Origin of the sequence: Mycobacterium aquaticum, from assembly GCF_002086485.1 — a bacterium.
Classification (GTDB): domain Bacteria; phylum Actinomycetota; class Actinomycetes; order Mycobacteriales; family Mycobacteriaceae; genus Mycobacterium; species Mycobacterium aquaticum.
In genome coordinates this window covers 1-18,526 of record NZ_MVHF01000048.1, presented here as the reverse complement: position 1 = coordinate 18,526, position 18,526 = coordinate 1, and the positions used below count along the sequence as shown (strand labels likewise).

Here is an 18,526-nt window from a genome sequence, read left to right as displayed (position 1 = left end):
GCGTCAGGCACTCTACGGTTGAAGGTGACTGGCGTTCAGGGGCCGACCGGCCCGAAAGGGGTTGACGAGGCTTGCTCGGCAACGGTCTGGCGGTGCTGTTCGCGTTGTGCGCAGCGGTTTTCGCGGCGGTCGGCATCGTGGTCCGGCAACGCGCCACCATGGATGTCCCGGCCGAAAAGGGTGTCAGCACCGTCATGCTGCGCACCTTGCTGCGCCGCAGGCTGTGGTGGCTCGGCACTGCGTCCGCAGTAGCCGGATACGCGTTTCAAGCGCTGGCTCTCGGCTTCGGATCGTTGCTGTTGGTGCAGCCGGTCCTGGTGTCGGCGCTGTTGTTCGCCCTGCCACTGAGCGCCCGGCTGGCGGGACGCCGGGTCAGCCGTGCCGAATGGCTGTGGGCCCTGTTGCTGACGGCCGCGTTGACGGTTTTCGTCGTTCTCGCCAGGGCGAGCACCGGCTCGTACCAGGTGCCCGTATCCACCACGCTGATCGTCGCGGTGGTATGTGCCGCCGGGGTGACCCTCTTCGTCCTGGCTGCGACACGCAGCACCAATTGGCGTCGCGCCGTGCTGCTGGCCGTCGCGGTCGGCGTGATGTTCGGTGTGGTCGCCGTGCTCACCAAGATCGTCATGCATCTGGTCGCCGAGGGCAGCGTGCTGGCGGTGTTCACCACACCTGCCCTCTACCTGGTGCTGATGCTCGGCGTGGTGGCGACACTGTTGCAGCAGTCGGCCTTTCATGCCGGGTCCCTGCAGACCTCGGTGCCGACCATGCTGGTGCTCGAACCCGTTGTGGCGGTGGTGCTCGGTTCGATCGTGCTCGGCGAGCACATGTCGATAACCGGGCTGGAGCCGATCGCGCTGTCACTGGCCATCTGCGCGATGGCCGCGGCGACCATCGCGCTGGGCCGCGACGAGGGCGCCTACGAGGAGAAGCTCGAAGCCCAGGTGGGCCGGCGGTCGGTGAGCACCGTCACGGATTGATGGTGTGCTCGCCGATCTGGCGCCCCCAGACGTACTCCGATGTCAACGGTTGGCCGAGCTCGAAGTGGTTGTACGGCGCGATCGATGCGCCGGTGTCGAACACCAGGTACGGCGCGGGCCACAAGTCGCGGGTGATGGGCTGCCAGCAGCCGGGCCGTCCCTCGGGGCCGCCCTTTGCGTTTACCCGCGGCAGGTTGTCCGGGTACACGTATGCGTTGCCCGCCCCCACCAGCGAGTCGTGCAACAGGAACGAGTAACCGTTGCGGGTCTGCTGCGCGAACGCGGGCGCGGCCTCGTAGTAGTTGTGGATCATGCAGTACAGCGCAGGACTGTTTCGGTCGAACATCGCGCTGACCGGCAGTAGGTCTTGGGCGCCGCGGACCAGGTAGGGGCCGCCGCGTTCGAAGATGTCACCACCGGTGTTGCCGAAGCCGACCGCGGCGACGAGGGCCTGGTCGAGGTTGCCGCGTTGATCGTTGAGGGTGTGCGCGGTGGTGACGGCGTTGGTCAGGCCGTTCCACAGATCGGGTGAGGCGGTGGCGTAGATGTCGGCGAGGTCGGCCAGGGCCGTGATGTCGTGGCGGATCTGGGGCATGCGGGGGTTCAGGTCGGCCAGGATCACGTTGCCGTTGACGATCGACTGCCCGAACTTGTCGCCGAGGCCGTCGAGGGCCTGGGCGGTGGCGGTGAGGGTCTCGTTGAGCTTGATCGGGTCGACTTGTTCGGAGATCGCGGTGATGGTCTCGAACAGCGTGTTGAACTCCGTGGTCACACCTTGGGCCTGAATCGGGGTGTCGGCCGACAATCGCTGCGTCGACGGGTGGTCCGGCGAGACGAACGAGATGTACTTGTTGCCGAACACCGTGGTGGCCCGCAATTCGGCGTGCACATTCTCCGGAATGAGATGCAGGTATTTCGGATCGACGTCCAGCAGCAATCTCGCTTCGGGGCTATCCCCGACGTCCACCACATCGACCGAGGCCAGTCGGCCGATCGGCACACCGTTGTAGGTGACTTTCGAACCCGGGTCCATCGACAATCCGGCCCGGCCGGACATCACCGTCAGCTGCGTCTTCGGCTCGAATGCGCCGCGAAACTGCATCCACGTCAGTGCCAGGATCACCACAATGGCCGTGGCGAAGATGAAGAAAGTCGTCTTGTACGGCGGGTCATAGCGCCAATGCCTGAACCGCTGTTCCAAGCCGCCCCGCAACCCGGCCGAGGATGAGGCCACGCGCAAACCTCCGATTATTGACGCAGCCAAAAGATAAGCTTGTCAAACTTTCTCAAATGAGTGGAGATAAAAGCAACTCATTGGGACCGATTGCGGCGGATATCAAAGCCGCCGGGCAACGAGACGCCGGTCACGTCGCCGATAACGCCCCGGACCGCGGCCGGCGTGTGTATGTTTAGCTCATCTATGTTGTGATCGGTCGGGGAGATCGGTCGCCGTGCGGTGATGCGGTCGCAGAAGGGATCAACAATGCTGACGCCACTACCGGCCGAAGACTGGGACGACCATGCGCGTGACGCGCTGGCCGGCACAGTGCCACCGGAGCGCCGAAACGCCGACGACGTGGGCAACGCGTTGGCCACCCTGGTCAGGCATCCCGAGTTGGCCGGCCGCTTCCTGCCTTTCAACACCTATCTGCAGAAGTCCTCACGGCTACCCGAGCGCATCAGGGAACTGGTGATCCTGCGGACCGCGCACCACCACGGTTGCGGATACGAGTGGGGTCACCACGCCGTCATCGCGCGTCGGCTGGGGCTTAGCGAAGAGGATCTCGCCGCGGCCCAAAGTGGTTTTGCTGCAGACGAATTCGACCAGGTGGTGCTGCACGCGGTCGATGAACTGCATTCCGGTTCGCGAATCTGCCCGGCCACCTGGACCGCTCTGGGCGAACGCCTCGACGATCAGCAGCGTATGGATCTGATGTTCACCGTCGGCGGCTACGGCACACTCGCGTTGGCGCTCAACACTTTCGACGTCGAGCTCGAAGCCGATGCCGGCAACGAAGAGCTGTACGCCGAGATGGGCGGCTGAGGCGGTCGATCAATCGCCGCTGCGGACCCGGGCTGCCGCCGTCTCGGGCATCGGTTCGTACCGGGCGAACGTCCGGGTGAACGAACCCGAGCCGTGCGACAACGAGCGCAGATCGATGGCGTACCGGGTCAGTTCGATCTCGGGGATCTCAGCCTTCACCGCGGTGTGGTCCTCGCCGACCTTGTCGGTACCCACCACGCGGCCGCGGCGGCTGGAGAGGTCGCTCATTATCGAGCCGACAAGGTCGTCGGGCACCACGACCGTAACGTCGTCGACGGGCTCCAGCAGGTTCACCCGGGTGGTGGCGGCAGCCTCCCGCAGGGCCAGGCCGCCCGCCATCTGGAAGGCGAAATCCGATGAGTCGACGCTGTGCGCCTTGCCGTCGACCAGGGTGACCCGGATATCGACGACGGGGTAACCGAGTTCCGAACCGACCCCTTTCTCCATCTGGGCGCGCACGCCCTTCTCGACGCTCGGGATGAACTGGCGCGGAACGGCGCCGCCCACCACCTTGTCGACGAACTCGAAACCGGAGCCTTCAGGCAACGGCTCCACCTCGATATCGCACACCGCGTACTGACCGTGCCCACCGGACTGCTTGACATGGCGACCATGGCCTTTTGCCTTGCCGCCGAACGTCTCTCGTAACGGGACCCGCAAAGCGACGGTGTCCACCGATACGCCGTACCGCCGGGACAGGGCGTCGAGCACGACCCCAGCGTGCGCCTCACCCATGCACCACAACACGATCTGGTGGGTTTCCGGGTTCTGCTCGATGCGCAGGGTCGGATCCTCGGCGGCCAGGCGCTGCAATCCGACCGACAGCTTGTCCTCGTCGGACTTCGCGCGCGGTTGCACGGCCACCGGCAGCAGCGGATCAGGCATGGTCCACGGTCGCAGCACCAGCGGATCGGCCTTGTCGCTCAGCGTGTCCCCGGTCTCGGCCCGGCTGAGCTTGCCGATCGCGCAGATGTCACCGGCCACCACCACCGGTGCGGGACGCTGCTGCTTGCCCAGGGGGAAGGACAGCGTGCCGATGCGCTCGTCCTCGTCGTGGTCGGCGTGCCCGGTAGTGGCGTGCGCGCTCGCCTCGGCGCCGGCGGTGCCGCCATTGGGTGCGAAGGCCGAAAAATGGCCCGACACGTGCACTGTCGCGTCGGGCCTGATGGTTCCGGAGAACATCCGGACCAGGCTGACCCTGCCGACGTAGGGATCCGACGTGGTCTTCACCACCTCGGCCAGCAGCGGTCCGGACGGGTCGCAGGCCAAGGCCTTGCGCGGAGCGCCCGCAGGAGTGAACACCTCGGGCAGACGATGGTGCGGCGGAGCCGGGAAGCCGCGGGTGGCGACCTCGAGCAGCTCCAGCGTGCCGATGCCTGAACCGCTGCACACCGGGATCACCGGGAAGAACGAGCCGCGCGCGACGGCCTTCTCCAGGTCTTCTATGAGGGCGTTCTGGTCAATGTCCTCGCCGCCGAGGTAGCGCTCCATCAGCGTCTCGTCTTCGGACTCCTCGATGATGCCCTCGATGAGCGAGCCACGGAGTTCGGCGATCTCATCGGAGTACGACTCGGCAGGCGCGTGCGACGAGTGCTTGCCGTCGGTGTAGTCGTACTGGGTCCTGGTGATCAACCCGATGACGCCTTCGCCCGCCGGAAAGTACAGCGGCAGTACCTTGTCACCGAACGCCTGCTGTGCGGTGGCCAGCGCGTTGGCATAGTTGGCCCGAGCATGGTCGAGTTTGGTGATCGCCACGGCACGCGGCATGCCGACCGCGCTGCACTCCTGCCACAACGCCTTGGTCGGTTCGTCCACGGTCTCGTTGGCTGCGACGACGAACAACGCGCAGTCCGCCGCCCGCAAGCCTGCGCGCAGCTCTCCGACGAAGTCGGCGTACCCGGGGGTGTCGATGAGGTTCACCTTGATCCCGTTGTGCTGCAACGACGCCAGTGCCAGCCCCACCGACCGCTGCTGGGCGACCTCGGCGTCGTCGAAGTCGCATACCGTCGTGCCGTCGAGCACCGAGCCGACGCGGGTCAGCACGCCGCCTGCCATCAGCAAGGCATCGACGAGTGTGGTCTTACCTGCGCCCGACGGCCCGACCAGTGCGATGTTGCGGATCGCCTCCGGGCGTTCCGCGGTAGGTAGGGCCCCGTTGCCGGCCGCAGCGGCCGTCCTGTCCGCCATGACATGTCCTCCTGAGATCCCTTTCCACCATTCCCCGATGTGACCTACAGCACAAGGGCTGGGTGGTGGGTGTTCAGGCCTGCCAGGACGACCAGCGCGTGACCTCGATCGTGACGACCGGTCCGTCGAGCGCGATCCGTTCGTACTGACGGTATTTGGCGCGCAGGAGGGCATACCCGGTGGCCATCTCGTCGCCGCTGTAGTGGGTCGTTGCCCGCCCGTCAGCCCGCACCCACCACAGCTGGGACCAGTCGTCGTCGTAGTGGTCGGCGAGCAGGCTCACCCGCGGGTCGTGTTCGATGTTGGCCAGCCTGCGCAGCTTCTGCGTCGACTTTCGTTTCGCGTCGACGGCGGTGTAGATGGTGACGCCGTCGGTCCCGCGATGCACCGCGAACACCACCGGCACCAGGTGCGGGGCGCCATCGGGTCCCAGGGTGGCCAGGACCACGGTGGGCGTGCCGGCGAACTGCTCGATCACCTCGAACTCGGCCATAGGTTCAGCGTAGGAGCAACGCCTGCCTCAGTGGGTGTGTCTGGGCTGCGGCGCCACGCTGTACGGCGTTCGGGTGACGTTGATCTCGGGCCGCTTGGTGGGCGTCTGCTGATACGTCGGCCGATAGGCCGGCGCCTGGCTGGGTGGCGGCGCGGCAGGCGGCGGTGGTGGTGGTGGTGGAGGCGGAGCAGGCGAGAGTCCGGCTCGCAACGGAGGCGATGGGGGCACGGTGGGGCTCGACGCGGTCGTCGTCGCCGACGAGGGGGTCCGGTCGACGGTGGATGACGGATTGCGAACGATCAACAGCACCAGCGACACCACGATCGCGGCGGCGGCCAGCGCAGCCGCGCAGAGTGCCACAGCGGCCCTGCGGGTGCGGTACCACGGCACCGGCGCGGGCTTGAAATTCCAGGTCGTGGCGTCGAACGCATCGAAGGCGTCCGCCTCCGGCTGGGCTGTGCCGTCGGGCCCTGTGTCCTCGCCAGGGGTTTCCGGCGCAGCGTCGGCCCAGAGGTAGTCGAAGCGACCAGCTGCCTCAGGTTCGGCCACGTTCTGATGTTAGCGGCACGACCTGCATGAACGCGTGATGATCGCAATGTCGACACAAGGATGAAACCCGGCGATGACGGAATGGACCCCGGTCGGTGGTCGGCCACGGTAGGGTTCGGACGTCCCGGAGCCATTCACCGCAGCGACCAGTGTCGGTAACCGCGGCGCCATTGCCGCGCATTCTGATCATCGGAAGGTTGGCAATGCTTTCCAGAACAGCACCCACGAGAACCTCGCAGCCCAAACTGATCCCGGGCATCCTGGCCGCCATCGCGGCCCTGGTCGCCACCGGCGTGGTGGCATGCGCTCCACCGCAGAAAGACAACGGTGGCGCGCAGACCCAATCGGGGGTCAAGGCCGCCGAGGCCACCTCCGCCGAGGCTTTCGGCGGCATGGACGGCCTGGTTACCGCGGCCAAGGCCGAGGGTGAACTCAACGTCATTGCGCTGCCCCCGGATTGGGCCAACTACGGCGCGATCATCAAGGCGTTCTCGGACAAATACGGCATCAAGGTCAATTCGGCGCAGCCCGATGCGTCCAGCCAGGAAGAGATCAACGCCGCCAACCAGCAGAAGGGCAAGAGCGCGTCGCCCGACGTGTTCGACCTCGGACAGGCTGTGGCACTGGCGAACACCTCGATGTTCGCGCCGTACAAGGTCGCGACGTTCGACACCATCCCGGCGAAGTTCAAAGATCCGAACGGGGTTTGGGTCAACGGCTATGGCGGTTACATGTCGATCGGGTTCGATTCGGCCAAGGTGCCTCCCATCACCAACGTCGACGACCTGCTCAAACCCGAGTACCACGGAAAGGTCGCGCTCAACGGCGATCCCACTCAGGCCGGTGCCGCGTTCTCCGGAGTGGTGATGGCGGCGCTCGCCCAGGGCGGGTCGGCCGATAACATCGCCCCGGGCGTCGACTTCTTCGGAAAGCTCCACCAGGCAGGCAATTTCCTGCCCGTGGATCCGACCCCGGCCACCATCGAGTCGGGCCAGACTCCCGTGGTGATCGACTGGAACTACACCAACGCCGCCGAAACCCGCAAGTTGCCCAGTTGGCAGGTCGTGGTGCCGCCGGACCATGCCGTCGCCGGCTACTACTTCCAGGCGATCAACAAGGAGGCCCCGCATCCGGCCGCGGCGCGGCTCTGGCAGGAGTTCCTGTTCAGCGACGAAGGTCAGAACATGTTCATGGTCGGCGGTGTTCGCCCGGTGCGTGCCGACCAGATGGCCGTCGCGGGCACGGTAGACAAGGCCGCGTTCTCCAAGCTCCCGTCGATCGACGGGCAGGTGGTCATACCGACCCCGGCCCAAACCGAGGCGGCCACCAAGTATCTGGCGGACAACTGGGCCAAGGCGATCGGCTGAGCGACCGATGCCGGGTGCCGTGGTGATGCGGCGGGTCCGCGAAAGCTTGCCGCTGCTGCCGTTTCTCGTGGTCGTCACCGTGTTCTTGATCGTGCCGACGGTGACGGTCGTCGTCATGGCGTTCTTCGCCGACGGGTCGTTCTCGTTCGGCCGGATCACCGCGCTGTTCTCGCCGACGGCCCTGGCCGCACTGGGCAAGAGCGTGCTCCTCTCCGGGAGCACCGCATTGCTCGGGGCGGTGCTGGGAGCCGTGTTGGCCTGGCTCATCGTGAGCAGTCCGCCGTCGTCGATGGTCCGGCGTTCGGTGCTGGCCCCGTGTAGCGTGCTGGCCCAGTTCGGCGGTGTCGCACTGGCTTTCGCGTTCCTGGCCACCATCGGGCTCAACGGTGTGCTGACTGTCTGGGCCCGCGAGCACCTGGGCTGGGACCTGGCGGGATCGGGCTGGTTGTACGGGCTGCCCGGGTTGATCCTGGTGTACACCTACTTTCAGATTCCGCTCATGGTGATCGTGTTCCTGCCCGCCCTGGAAGGCCTGCGCGAGCAGTGGCGGGAAGCCGCCGTCAGCCTCGGTGCGTCCACGTGGCAGTACTGGCGTGAGGTGGCGGCGCCGTTGTTGACGCCTGCCTTCCTCGGATCGGCGTTGCTGTTGTTCGCCAACGCCTTTGCCGCCTATGCGACCGCAGCGGCGCTGGTCAGTCAGGGTGCTCCGATCGTGCCGCTACTGATCCGGGCCGCGCTGACCAGTGAGGTGGTGCTCGGCCAGTCCGGGTTCGCCTACGCGTTGGCGCTGGAGATGATCGTCGTGGTGGCAGCGGTGATGCTGGCCTACAACGCACTGGTGCGGCGCACGGCAAGGTGGCTGAAATGACCCGCGCGAGAACGGCACTGCGCGTCGTGCTGTGGCTGCTGTTCGGACTGTTCTTCTTGTTCCCGCTGTACGCGATGGCCGTCTTCTCGACACGCAACCTGATCGAGGGCGGGCGCACCCTGGCGGCGTGGCACAACCTGGTGGCCGACGAAGCGCTCTACCAGGCGATCGTGGTCTCGGTGCTGCTGGCGGTCTTCACCGTGGTCGCGATGCTGGTGCTGCTGGTTCCGACGATGATCTGGGTGCGGTTGCGCGCGCCGTGGGCGCGACGGGCGATCGAGTTTCTGTGCCTGCTGCCCTTGACGATTCCGGCGCTGGTGATCGTGGTCGGGTTGCGCAACGTCTACCTCTGGGTCACCTACTTTCTGGGCGAGTCGGCGCTGACGCTGACGTTCGTCTACGTCGTCCTGGTCCTGCCGTTCGCCTACCGGTCCCTCGACGCGGCGCTCGCGGCGATCGACCTGCAGACGCTGTCGGAGGCGGCGCGGTCGCTCGGTGCCGGCTGGGCCGCGACGATCACCCGGGTGATCGTGCCGAACATCTGGCCGGGAATCCTCTCCGCTGCCTTCATTTCCATCGCAGTGGTGCTCGGCGAGTACACCATCGCGTCGCTGAGTGGTTATCAGACGCTGCAGGTGCAGATCGTCGCGATCGGCAAGAGCGACGGTCCGACGTCTGTCGCGGCCTCGCTGGCGGTGCTGCTCTTGGGTTTCGTGTTGTTGCTGGCGCTGGCGGTCGTCACCCGGGGCCGGCGGCGGAGGGCGTGAGGAGCAATGTGGGCACCGCGCACGCGAGGAGCAATATGGGTACTGCGGTAGAACTCAACGACCTCACGCGGGTTTACGGCAATGTCAGAGCGCTCGACGGGCTCACCTTGCACATCGAACCCGGCGAGCTGGTGGCGCTGCTCGGACCCTCCGGATGTGGCAAGACGACCGCGTTGCGCATCCTCGCGGGCCTCGATGAGGCCACGTCGGGCACTGTGCTGGTCGGCGGCCGCGACGTGAGTTCGGTGCCCGCCAACAAGCGCGACATGGGCATGGTGTTTCAGGCCTACAGCCTGTTCCCGCACCTGACGGTCTTGGACAACGTCGCCTTCGGGTTGAAGATGCGAGGTAAAGCCAAGGCCGACAGGATGTCTCGGGCCGCTGACATGCTCGACCTGGTGGGCCTGGGTGCGCACAAGGACAAGTACGCCGACGAGTTGTCGGGAGGTCAGCAGCAGCGTGTGGCGTTGGCCCGCGCGCTCGCGATCCAGCCGGGCGTGCTGCTGCTCGACGAGCCGCTGTCGGCGCTCGACGCCAAGGTGCGGGTGCAGTTGCGTGACGAGATTCGCCGGGTTCAGCTCGAAGTCGGCACCACGACGTTGTTCGTCACCCACGATCAGGAGGAGGCTCTCGCTGTTGCCGACCGGGTCGGTGTGATGAGCCAGGGCAAACTCGAACAGCTCGCCGCCCCGGCGGATCTATACGCGAACCCCGCGACACCGTTCGTCGCGGAGTTCGTCGGACTGAACAATCAAGTACCGGCGGAGGTTTCGCAGGGCCGCGCTCACCTGCTGGGTACCTCGGTCCCGACGCTGGCCGGCTCGGTGAGTTCAGGTGCGGGAACGGCGCTCGTGCGGCCCGAGTCGATCACGGTGACCGCCGACGCCGATGGCGTCGCGCACGTCAGTTCGGTGGCGTTTCTGGGACCCATCTCGCGTGTCTATGTCGCGATGCCCGACGGGGCGGTGTTGCACGCCCAGTCGGCAAGCTCGGTCGCCGCGGCGTTCAGCCCGGGAGACCCGGTGCGTGTCGGAGTACAGCCCGCGCCGGTTCTGGTGATCTGAACCGGGGCTCAGACGTCCTTGACTGGTTCGATCCCGAGATCGCGGTAGGTCACCAGCGCCGCGAACGGTACCCCGCGCTTGGCGAATCGCCCTGTCGCGACGTCGCCGCGGTCGACCATCGGGATCACCCCGGTCACCACCACACCGAGTGGGACGATGCGCTCGTAGGCGATCTCGGTGGATCCGCCGGTGCTGATCACATCGTCGACCAGTAGGACCTTCATGCCGGGCTGCAGGCGAGTGCCTTCGATCCACTGCTCGCGACCGCGGCTCTTCTGTTCCTTGCGCACCGAGAACCAGGCCTTGCCGGTCACCATCGCGACGCCGTGCGCCAGCGGATCGGCACCCATGGTCAGGCCGCCGACAGCGTCGAACTCGATGCCGCGGGCGGCGGCGAGGTCGGCGACGGCGCGGCTGACGATCGTCATCCGCTCGCCGGTGTCGATGGCGTACTTGCCGTCGATGTAATCGTGGCTGAGCTGGCCGCTGGCGAGCCGGAACGGTTCCTCGCGGTGCTCGTAGCCGCGGGTGCGGATCAGATCGAAGGCAGCTTGCCAGGTGTCCGGGCGCTCGGTCGCATCAGGCATAACGGCGATCGTATTGCACCTGCTCGCAGGGCCCTATCCCGCCTGGGCGCGGCGGGCCAACTCGACTGTGGCAGCCCGTAATTCGTCGAATGAGCTGATGGGGGAGGCGTAGCCGACGCGGGTGTATGCAACGCCGCGATCAGTGGTGACCCGCAGGTCGAGGCCGTAGCGGTCGGCGCCGGTGCACACCGCGGTGGTGGTGTCGGGATAGCCGCCGAGCGTGCGGGCCATCGCGAGCAACGACGCGGCGTGATCGGCGTTGAGATGCTCGACGGCGCCGGCTGCGCGTGGGGACACCGGATCGGGTTCGGCCGCGGTGTAGTCCTCGCCGGAAGCCGAATCCATCCGCCCGTAGCCGCCGACCCACCGCACGCGATGCACGCGCAGCACCCACAGTGAGAAATCGCTGTAGTCGATGTAGTACTTCGCCGCTGCGACCGCCGCGAGGTGGGCGGCGCGGGCTGCGGCGGCCTCGGCTCCCGATGGGCGTTCGGCGACACCGGCCAGGGTGACGCGCGCGCTGGCCAATGGGTCCGCGTCGGCTCCGGGTGCCACGATCGCGATGCTCGCCCGTTGATCGCCTGCGAGATTGCGGCCGTGCTCGGCCATGTTCGACACGCACAGCACCGGTGCCCCGTCGAGCAAGCCGTACGTGACGAACGATGCCCACGGGTCACCGGCGGCGGTGAGGGTGGCCAGCGTGCCGCTGTTGGTCGACGCGGCCACGGTGCGGGCTTCCTCGGCCGCCGACGGCCGGGTGGCCTCGACGGGCGGGGTCAGCGGTGGTGGGACCGAGGGGGCGGCGCCCGGGGCGCCATGGGCGCGTGAGCGACGCGTCCCACCTGAGTCGCGTGAGCGACGCGTCCCACCTGAGTCGCGCGTCAGAGGATCAACCGCCCAGCGCGGCGATCAGATCCTTGATCTGCGCGGTCTCGGCTTCGGTCGCCGGTTCTTCGGCTTCGACGGCTTCGATGAGGTCCTTGCGCAACCCGACGCCGTTGGCGGCTTCCCGGGTGGACAGCTTCGCGCGGCCGCGCGCGACGTAGAGGCGCTGTCCGAGAGTGGCGCTCGGCCCCTCGGCGGCGGCGGTCATGAGCTCGTCGTAGCGGCTGCGGACACCGCTGAGCGCGACGATGACCGACGGTGTCACCCGGCTGCGGGCGGCCGCCTCGGACAGCGAATTCTGCAGCTTGCGCAACCCGCTCAGCACAACCGAGGCCCGTTCGGGGAACTCGGGATCGCTGACGGGCGGCAGTGCGTCGATCGCGGCGGAATACATGTGCATCGCCGCATCAGACAGACCGACGATTACCGGTGCTTCGCCATCGTTAGGCGCCGACTCACCCACAGGGCCATCCCTCAATCGATTGTTGGGGCGATCTCTCCGGCAGACCGCCACGGACAAGATCAAATTCGGGGAAAACGTAACCCGTCCTGGGCTCTTATTCAACCGTTAGTTTTCCCGCAAACTCGCGCGTGGCAGCGAATCATGTTGCTGGCGGCTGGGATCGGCAGAGGCACAGGCAATCGTGACGTCGCTCGGCGGTTCATCGGGCCGTTCAGTGGGTACGTTTGAGATCTGATGGACGACATCGACGGAGTAGCCCTGGAGATTTTGGACATCCCGTTCGACGCGTGGTTACCGCGGCAGCGGTGGTACGCCGGGCGGGGCCGCACGCTCAGTGCTGCCAAACCGGTGCTCACCGTGGCACTGCGCGACGACTTGTATCTGGTGCTGTTGGACGCGTCGTATGTCGACGGCACCGTTGAGCGCTACCAGCTGATCATGGGCGTCGGCGCGCATCCGGGCCATGCCGGCGCTGCGATCAGTTCTCATGACGGCCGGACCGCGTACGACGGATTGTTCGACGCGGATGCGGCGCGCTATCTGCTCAAGCTCATCGATGACGCGACCACGGTCGGGCCGGTGGAGTTCGCGAAGGAACCGGGAGCGCGGCTTCCGTTGGATGCCCCACCACGCGTTTCGACGGCCGAACAGAGCAACACCAGTGTGGTGTTCGGGCGCGGCGCGATGCTCAAGGTGTTCCGTAGGGTGACCGCAGGCGTGCATCCCGACATCGAACTCAACCGTGCGTTGGCGCGGGCGGGCAATGAACATGTCGCGCGGCTGCTCGGCTCTATCGAAACCCGGTGGGACGGCGAGCCATGTGCGCTGGGTGTGGTGTCGGAGTTCGCTGCCGACTCCGTAGAGGGCTGGCACATGGCCACCACCGGCGACACGGATTTCACCGACGAGTCCCGCCTGCTCGGCGCAGCGGTGGCCTCGGTGCACACGTGCCTGGCCGACGTGCTCGGCACGGACAGTGTCCCGTTCCCGGTCGACGTCATGGTGGGCCGGCTGACGACGGCCACGCAAGCAGTGCCCGAGCTGTACGACTATGCCCCGCGTATCAAGCAGCGCTACCGGGACCTGTCCGGTCGGCAGATCACGGTGCAACGCGTGCACGGCGACCTGCACCTCGGCCAGGTACTGCGCACCCCGCACCGCTGGCTTCTGATCGATTTCGAGGGCGAGCCCGGAAAACCCTTGCAGCAGAGGCGTCGTCCCGATTCCGCGGTGCGTGACGTCGCAGGCATGTTGCGGTCGTTCGACTACGCGGCCTACCAACGGCCGGGGGTTGCCGCCCAAGCCTGGGCAGACCGAAATGGGACAGCTTTCTGCGACGGGTACGCGGCTGAATCCGGCACTGACCCCCGCGATTCCGCGGATCTGCTGGCGGCCTACGAGTTGGACAAGGCGGTGTACGAGGCGGCTTACGAGGCCAGGCACCGGCCGGATTGGTTGTCCATCCCGATGGGCTCCATCGATCGGCTACTGCGCTGAGTTCTCCCCGGGAAAACTACAGCGTGACGATCTGGTAGTCGGCCAGACCGCCCATCAGGGTGTGCAGCTGATCCTGCGACGACCCGAGGGTGTGCTCGATCGCGGTGAGCCGGGCCGCGTAATGCCCGACGGGATACTCCGCGGTGATGCCGATGCCGCCGTGCAGCTGGATGGATTCCTGCGAGATGTGCCTGCCCGAGCGGCCGATCTGCAGCTTGGTGCGGGCCGCGATCACAGGATCGAAGTCGCCGTCGGTGATCGACATCGATGCGTAGAGGCCCATGCTGCGGGCCAGCTCCAGCGACACGTACATGTCGGCGGCACGCTGGGTCAGGGTCTGGAACTTGCTCAGCGTGACACCGAACTGCTTGCGCGCCTTGAGATAATCGGTGGTCAGCCGTAGCGACTCCTCCATGGCGCCGACCGCCTCGGCGCACAGGCCCGCCGACGTGCGGATCAGGGCGCGGGTGATGGTCGTGCCGGCGTCGACCGCGTCGCCGAGCGGCTCGGCGGCCGTGTCGGCCAGATCGATCTGCGCGCCCCGCTGCCCGTCGAACGTGCGGTAGCCCTGCCGGGTGACCGCTGCGGCATCGACCAGGAACAGCCCGGTCCCGCCGTCGGGCAATGCCGCGCTGACGATCAGGGTGTCGGCATTGTCACCGGCCAGCACAGGGTTCTTGCGGCCGGTGAGAAGCCACGAATCACCCTGGCGCACAGCCTTTGTCGCAACAGCTCCGGACGCCCGCATGCCGGGCTCGGCATGGGCGAAGGCCAGCAGGCGCTGTCCGGCGGCGACCTCGTCGAGGAGTTTCCGTTGGGCTTCGGTGCCTGCCTCGGCGATGATCGACCCGGGTACCAGCGCGGCGTGCAGCACCGGCTCGGGTGCCAGCCTGCGCCCGATCTCGGCCTGCACCACCATGATCTCCAGGGGCCCGCCGGCGTCTTCTTCGAATCCCAGTCCGAGAACGCCGATCTCAGCGAGCTGGGCCCACACTTGCGGGCTGTAGCCGGGATCGGTGTCGACGACCTTGTTGCGCTTTTCGGTGTCGTAACCCGACAGCACGTCGCGGGTGGTTTCGGCCAGCAGGGTCTGCTCTTCGGTCAGCTGAAAGTCCATGATTCAACTCACAATCCGAGAATGGTGGACGCGATGATGGTGCGCTGAACCTCGTTGCTGCCGCCGTAGATCGAGGTTTTGCGGTAGTTCAGGTAGTGCGGTGCGGCCTCTTGGGCCCATTCGGGCGATGCGATGGCGTCGCCTGCCTCGTACGGCAGCGCGTCGGCGCCTGCGACCTCGACCAGCAGTTCCGTTGCGGTCTGCTGCAATTGGCTGCCGCGCAGCTTCAGGACCGACGACGCCGGGTTGGGCTTGCCGTCGGCGGAGTCCGACGTGACCCGCATCTGGGTGAGTTCCAATGCCAGCACGTCGTTCTCGGCCTCGGCCAACCGGACGGCGAACAAGGGGTCCGACAGCAGCCCATTGGCGGCGGCACGTTCCTTGGCCTCGGCCAGCCGCACCTTGGTGCGGGCCACCTGCGCGATGCCGGTGCGCTCGTTGCCGAGCAGGAACTTCGCGTAGGTCCAACCCTGGTTCTCTTCGCCGACGAGCTGGTCGGCGGGCACCCGGACGTCCTCGAAGAACACCTCGTTGACCTCGAAGCTGCCGTCGACGAGCTTGATGGGACGCAGCGTGATGCCCGGGGTGTTCATGTCGATGAGCAGGAACGAGATGCCCGCCTGCTTCTTGGGGGCCTGCGGGTCGGTGCGGACCAGGCAGAAGATCCAGTCGGCGTACTGGCCCAGCGTGGTCCAGGTCTTCTGGCCGTTGACCACGTAGCTGTCCCCGTCTCGCACCGCGGTGGTGCGCAGCGAGGCCAGGTCGGAGCCGGCCTCGGGCTCGGAGAAGCCCTGGCACCACCAGATGTCCAGCGCAGCGGTCGGCGGCAGGAAGCGTTCCTTGATGGCCTGGGAACCGAACTCGGCGATCACCGGGCCGACCATCCGGGCGTTGAAGGTCAACGGCTCCGGCACGCTGGCCAGCTGCATCTCGTCGAGCCAGATCTGGTGCTGCGTGGGCGTCCAGTCCTTGCCGCCCCACTCGACCGGCCAGTTGGGGACCGCCAGGCCGTGATCGTTGAGGATCTTGTGTGCGGTGACGATGCCGTCCTTGCCGAGTGGCTTACCCAGCCGGTTGCGTTCGCGAATCTCGGCGGGAATCTGGGTGGTGTAGAAGGTGCGCAGTTCGTCGCGGAACGCGGCTTCCTCCGGTGTGAGCGCCAGTTGCATGACCATCTCCCTGCTCCGTGGATCTGACAGCACACTAAACCACCGGTTGGTTGGGTAGCGAAACGGCCAGGTCAGGACGCTGCGCGCATCGGACGAGTCAGCGCACCAACCGGCGGAGCAGCGCCGAGGCGGCCGCGATACCGAGCACCGCGGCGACGATCAGCACCGAGACGTCGACGACCCAGTTGGTCGGCGTGCCGATCAGCAACCCCCGCAGGGCGTTGACCTCGTAGCTCAGTGGATTGATCGTGGACAGCGCGCGCAGCCAGCCGGGCATGATGTCGACGGGGTAGAGCGCGTTGGACGCGAAGAACAACGGCATGGTGATGGCCTGGCCGATACCCATCAACCGGTCCCGCTTGCGGACCAGGCCGGCCAAGGTCATCGACAGGCACGCGAAGAACGCCGCGCCGAGCGCGACGATGGCCATCGCGGCGAGGATTCGCAGCGGATTGGCCGTCATCGGGATGCCCATCAGGTAGGCGAGCACCACGACGCCGACCACCTGCACCACTGAACGCACACCGGCCGCGAACGCCTTGCCGGTCACCAGTGCCGACGCCGGTGCCGGGGTCACCATGAGCTTGGCCAGGATGCCCGCGTCGCGGTCCCAGATGATCTGGATGCCGTAGAAGATCGAGATGAACAGCGCGGACTGGGCGATGATGCCCGGCGCCAGGAAGGTCAGGTACGGCACACCGCCGGTGTTGACGACGTGCAGCCGGCTGAAGGTCTGCCCGAAGATCAGGAGCCACAGCGCGGGCTGGATCAGCCGGGTGAACAACTCGGTGCGGTCGTACCGCAGCTTCTGCAACTCCACGAGCGCGAAGGCGCCGACGCGTATGGCCATGCCGCGTACCCGGCGCCATCCGCGCGGTGCGAGGACCAGTGCGGTCGAGGAGTCAACTGACACGGCGCGCCGTCCTTCGGCTCGAGCGGACCTCGCGGATGCCGGAACGGCGGGTGTCCTCGCCGAGTTCGGAGCCCGCATAGTGGCGGAAGACGTCTTCGAGGGTGGCGCCGTCGCCGTCGCCGGACACCGACTCTTTGAGAGCGTCCGGAGTGTCGACGGCCTGCAGCCGGCCGTGGTGCATCAATGCCACGCGGTCGCACAGGGCGTCCGCCTCGGCCATGTAGTGGGTGGTGAGCAACACGGTCATGCCGAATTCAGCCTGCATGCGCTGCACCTGTTCCCAGACACTGTCGCGAGCAATCGGATCCAGCCCGACCGTCGGTTCGTCGAGGATCAGCAGCAGCGGCCGGTTGACCAATGCCTGCGCCAGCTCCAGGCGCCGCACCATGCCGCCGGAATACGTTCCCGCGGGTTCGTCGGCGACGTCGAGCAGCTGCATGCCCTCCAAGGCGATGGTGACCCGGTCATGCAACTCGGCACGCGGCACGTCGTAGAGCCGAGCGAACAGCTCGACATTCTGCCTGCCGGTGAGTGCGGACTCGATCGAGAGTTGTTGTGGCACATAGCCGATGTTGTGGCGGATGTCCATGGTGTGGCGACGGGTGTCCAACCCGAAGATGCGGACCTCGCCGTGCTGGACCGGGGTCAGTGTGGTCAGCACCCGCACCACAGTGGTCTTGCCTGCGCCGTTGGGGCCGAGCAGGCCGAGGGTCTCGCCTTGGCGCACCTGCAGGCTCACGTCCTCGACGGCGGTGAACTGCCCGTAGCGATGGGTCAGGTGACGGCAGTCGATGGCGAGCAGATCGTCGGTTGTCACACCTTCACCTCCTCGGGGGTGTCGCGGAGTTCGGCTTCCTCGTGCAGCAGCCGGGTCAATTCGGACAGCACGTCCAATCCTTTTGCCAATGCGGCAATTTGGTCGGGTTCGAGCTTGGTCAACACGGCCGACAGCGCGGCGCGCCGGGCGGCCCGGGATTCGTCGGCGATCCGCTGTGCCGACTCCGTGAGTGCCAGGCGTCCGACGCGGCGGTCGGCGTCGTCGACGGTCCGGATCAGCAGTCCGTCGTTGACCAGCCGCGACACCAGTGTCGATGCGGTGTTGGGCACCAGGCTGAGTTCGGCGGCAGCTTCCCGCACCGAGATGCCGGGCCGGCGACCCACCAGGCGTACGAGTTCGGCCTGGGACTGCGTCAGCCCCGCCGCGTCGAACCCGCCGCCGGTCGATCGACGCAGCTGCCGCCGAAATCGGCCGACGACACTGAACAGATCGCTGATCAGATCTCCGTGCGCATCCACCACGTGCCCACAATACCTCTGTAACAGAGGTATTGCAGACGCCTGGGGAGTACGCCGGCCGGTTTGGTGGCTGACGTCGTGTGACTGCTGCGCTTTTAGAAGGGTGGTGGTTGGTAGTTGGTGGCGAGCCAGGCTTGGTGTTGGCGTTGTTGTTCGGTGTTGAGGGTGGCGCGGTGGCGGCGTTCGGCGGTGATGCGGTCGCGGCGGTCGTGCTCGCGAGTGTGGGTGCGTGTGGGCATCATCAATGCCCGGTAGGGGCTGGGTTCGGCGGGGGTGGCGG

The 18,526-nt window shown here is 66.8% G+C and carries 19 protein-coding genes and 1 pseudogene; 7 read left to right on the top strand and 13 right to left on the bottom strand.

Going from position 1 to position 18,526, the window contains the following annotated elements; genetic code table 11:
* The first annotated feature begins 71 nt into the window (after positions 1-71).
* Positions 72-980, top strand: coding sequence for a DMT family transporter (locus BST13_RS31420; protein WP_083169091.1), 909 nt, complete (start codon positions 72-74; stop codon positions 978-980).
* Here the strand turns inward: BST13_RS31420 and BST13_RS31415 are convergent.
* Positions 970-2,124, bottom strand: coding sequence for an MCE family protein (locus BST13_RS31415; RefSeq protein WP_245839886.1), 1,155 nt, complete (start codon positions 2,122-2,124; stop codon positions 970-972). The two genes, BST13_RS31420 and BST13_RS31415, sit on opposite strands and share 11 nt — an antisense overlap.
* Before the next feature lie 339 nt (positions 2,125-2,463).
* On the opposite strand from BST13_RS31415, the gene BST13_RS31410 reads away from it, so the two are divergent.
* On the top strand, positions 2,464-3,024 hold the full coding sequence (locus BST13_RS31410) for a carboxymuconolactone decarboxylase family protein (protein ID WP_083169089.1): 561 nt from the start codon (positions 2,464-2,466) through the stop codon (positions 3,022-3,024).
* Positions 3,025-3,033: 9 nt separating this feature from the next.
* On the opposite strand, the gene BST13_RS31405 is transcribed toward BST13_RS31410, so the two are convergent.
* The 3 genes from BST13_RS31405 to BST13_RS31395 all read right to left on the bottom strand — a co-directional run bounded on the left by BST13_RS31405 (position 3,034) and on the right by BST13_RS31395 (position 6,253).
* On the bottom strand, positions 3,034-5,211 hold the full coding sequence (locus BST13_RS31405; RefSeq protein ID WP_083169088.1) for an elongation factor G-like protein EF-G2: 2,178 nt from the start codon (positions 5,209-5,211) through the stop codon (positions 3,034-3,036).
* 73 nt (positions 5,212-5,284) lie between these two features.
* The gene (locus tag BST13_RS31400; RefSeq protein ID WP_083169086.1) at positions 5,285-5,704 is read right to left on the bottom strand and encodes a TIGR03668 family PPOX class F420-dependent oxidoreductase; all 420 of its coding nucleotides are present in this window, start codon (positions 5,702-5,704) and stop codon (positions 5,285-5,287) included.
* Positions 5,705-5,731: 27 nt separating this feature from the next.
* Positions 5,732-6,253, bottom strand: a complete 522-nt coding sequence (locus tag BST13_RS31395) for a hypothetical protein (protein ID WP_083169085.1) — start codon at positions 6,251-6,253, stop codon at positions 5,732-5,734.
* Between the two features lie 296 nt (positions 6,254-6,549).
* Here BST13_RS31395 and BST13_RS31390 point away from each other — a divergent pair, with 296 nt between their 5' ends.
* From BST13_RS31390 to BST13_RS31375, 4 genes are read left to right on the top strand one after another with little or no spacing between them, the layout of a single operon-like run.
* The gene (locus BST13_RS31390; protein ID WP_083169152.1) at positions 6,550-7,620 is read left to right on the top strand and encodes an ABC transporter substrate-binding protein; all 1,071 of its coding nucleotides are present in this window, start codon (positions 6,550-6,552) and stop codon (positions 7,618-7,620) included.
* Positions 7,621-7,627: 7 nt separating this feature from the next.
* Positions 7,628-8,488, top strand: coding sequence for an ABC transporter permease (locus BST13_RS31385; protein WP_083169083.1), 861 nt, complete (start codon positions 7,628-7,630; stop codon positions 8,486-8,488).
* On the top strand, positions 8,485-9,255 hold the full coding sequence (locus tag BST13_RS31380; RefSeq protein WP_083169082.1) for an ABC transporter permease: 771 nt from the start codon (positions 8,485-8,487) through the stop codon (positions 9,253-9,255). The genes BST13_RS31385 and BST13_RS31380 overlap by 4 nt, the downstream gene beginning before the upstream one ends.
* A 35-nt stretch (positions 9,256-9,290) precedes the next feature.
* Positions 9,291-10,319, top strand: coding sequence for an ABC transporter ATP-binding protein (locus BST13_RS31375; protein WP_083169080.1), 1,029 nt, complete (start codon positions 9,291-9,293; stop codon positions 10,317-10,319).
* An 8-nt stretch (positions 10,320-10,327) separates the two neighbouring features.
* Here BST13_RS31375 and BST13_RS31370 read toward each other — a convergent pair whose 3' ends face one another.
* The 3 genes from BST13_RS31370 to BST13_RS31360 form a co-directional block, all read right to left on the bottom strand.
* Positions 10,328-10,906, bottom strand: coding sequence for an orotate phosphoribosyltransferase (locus BST13_RS31370; protein ID WP_083169079.1), 579 nt, complete (start codon positions 10,904-10,906; stop codon positions 10,328-10,330).
* 33 nt (positions 10,907-10,939) lie between these two features.
* On the bottom strand, positions 10,940-11,686 hold the full coding sequence (locus BST13_RS31365) for a HugZ family pyridoxamine 5'-phosphate oxidase (RefSeq protein ID WP_245839885.1): 747 nt from the start codon (positions 11,684-11,686) through the stop codon (positions 10,940-10,942).
* Positions 11,687-11,795: 109 nt separating this feature from the next.
* The gene (locus tag BST13_RS31360; protein ID WP_083169150.1) at positions 11,796-12,185 is read right to left on the bottom strand and encodes a hypothetical protein; all 390 of its coding nucleotides are present in this window, start codon (positions 12,183-12,185) and stop codon (positions 11,796-11,798) included.
* A gap of 336 nt (positions 12,186-12,521) precedes the next feature.
* On the opposite strand from BST13_RS31360, the gene BST13_RS31355 reads away from it, so the two are divergent.
* Positions 12,522-13,751 carry a maltokinase N-terminal cap-like domain-containing protein gene (locus BST13_RS31355; protein WP_083169149.1) on the top strand — a complete coding sequence of 410 codons (1,230 nt, stop codon included), beginning with the start codon at positions 12,522-12,524 and terminating at the stop codon, positions 13,749-13,751.
* Positions 13,752-13,767: 16 nt separating this feature from the next.
* Here the strand turns inward: BST13_RS31355 and BST13_RS31350 are convergent, their stop codons facing one another.
* The 6 genes and pseudogenes from BST13_RS31350 to BST13_RS31325 all read right to left on the bottom strand — a co-directional run.
* Entirely contained in the window at positions 13,768-14,868 is a 1,101-nt protein-coding gene (locus tag BST13_RS31350) for an acyl-CoA dehydrogenase family protein (RefSeq protein ID WP_083169077.1), read from the bottom strand.
* Between the two features lie 8 nt (positions 14,869-14,876).
* Positions 14,877-16,037 carry an acyl-CoA dehydrogenase family protein gene (locus BST13_RS31345; protein ID WP_083169147.1) on the bottom strand — a complete coding sequence of 387 codons (1,161 nt, stop codon included), beginning with the start codon at positions 16,035-16,037 and terminating at the stop codon, positions 14,877-14,879.
* Between the two features lie 97 nt (positions 16,038-16,134).
* Complete coding sequence (locus BST13_RS31340; RefSeq protein WP_083169076.1) at positions 16,135-16,887, bottom strand: ABC transporter permease; 753 nt, start codon at positions 16,885-16,887, stop codon at positions 16,135-16,137.
* 52 nt (positions 16,888-16,939) lie between these two features.
* Positions 16,940-17,767 (bottom strand): ATP-binding cassette domain-containing protein, encoded by an 828-nt coding sequence (locus BST13_RS31335; RefSeq protein ID WP_083169075.1) that lies wholly within the window; start codon positions 17,765-17,767, stop codon positions 16,940-16,942.
* Positions 17,764-18,246 (bottom strand): MarR family winged helix-turn-helix transcriptional regulator, encoded by a 483-nt coding sequence (locus BST13_RS31330; protein WP_083169146.1) that lies wholly within the window; start codon positions 18,244-18,246, stop codon positions 17,764-17,766. The genes BST13_RS31335 and BST13_RS31330 overlap by 4 nt, the downstream gene beginning before the upstream one ends.
* A gap of 95 nt (positions 18,247-18,341) precedes the next feature.
* Positions 18,342-18,526, bottom strand: a pseudogene (locus tag BST13_RS31325) (HNH endonuclease); the annotation flags it as partial.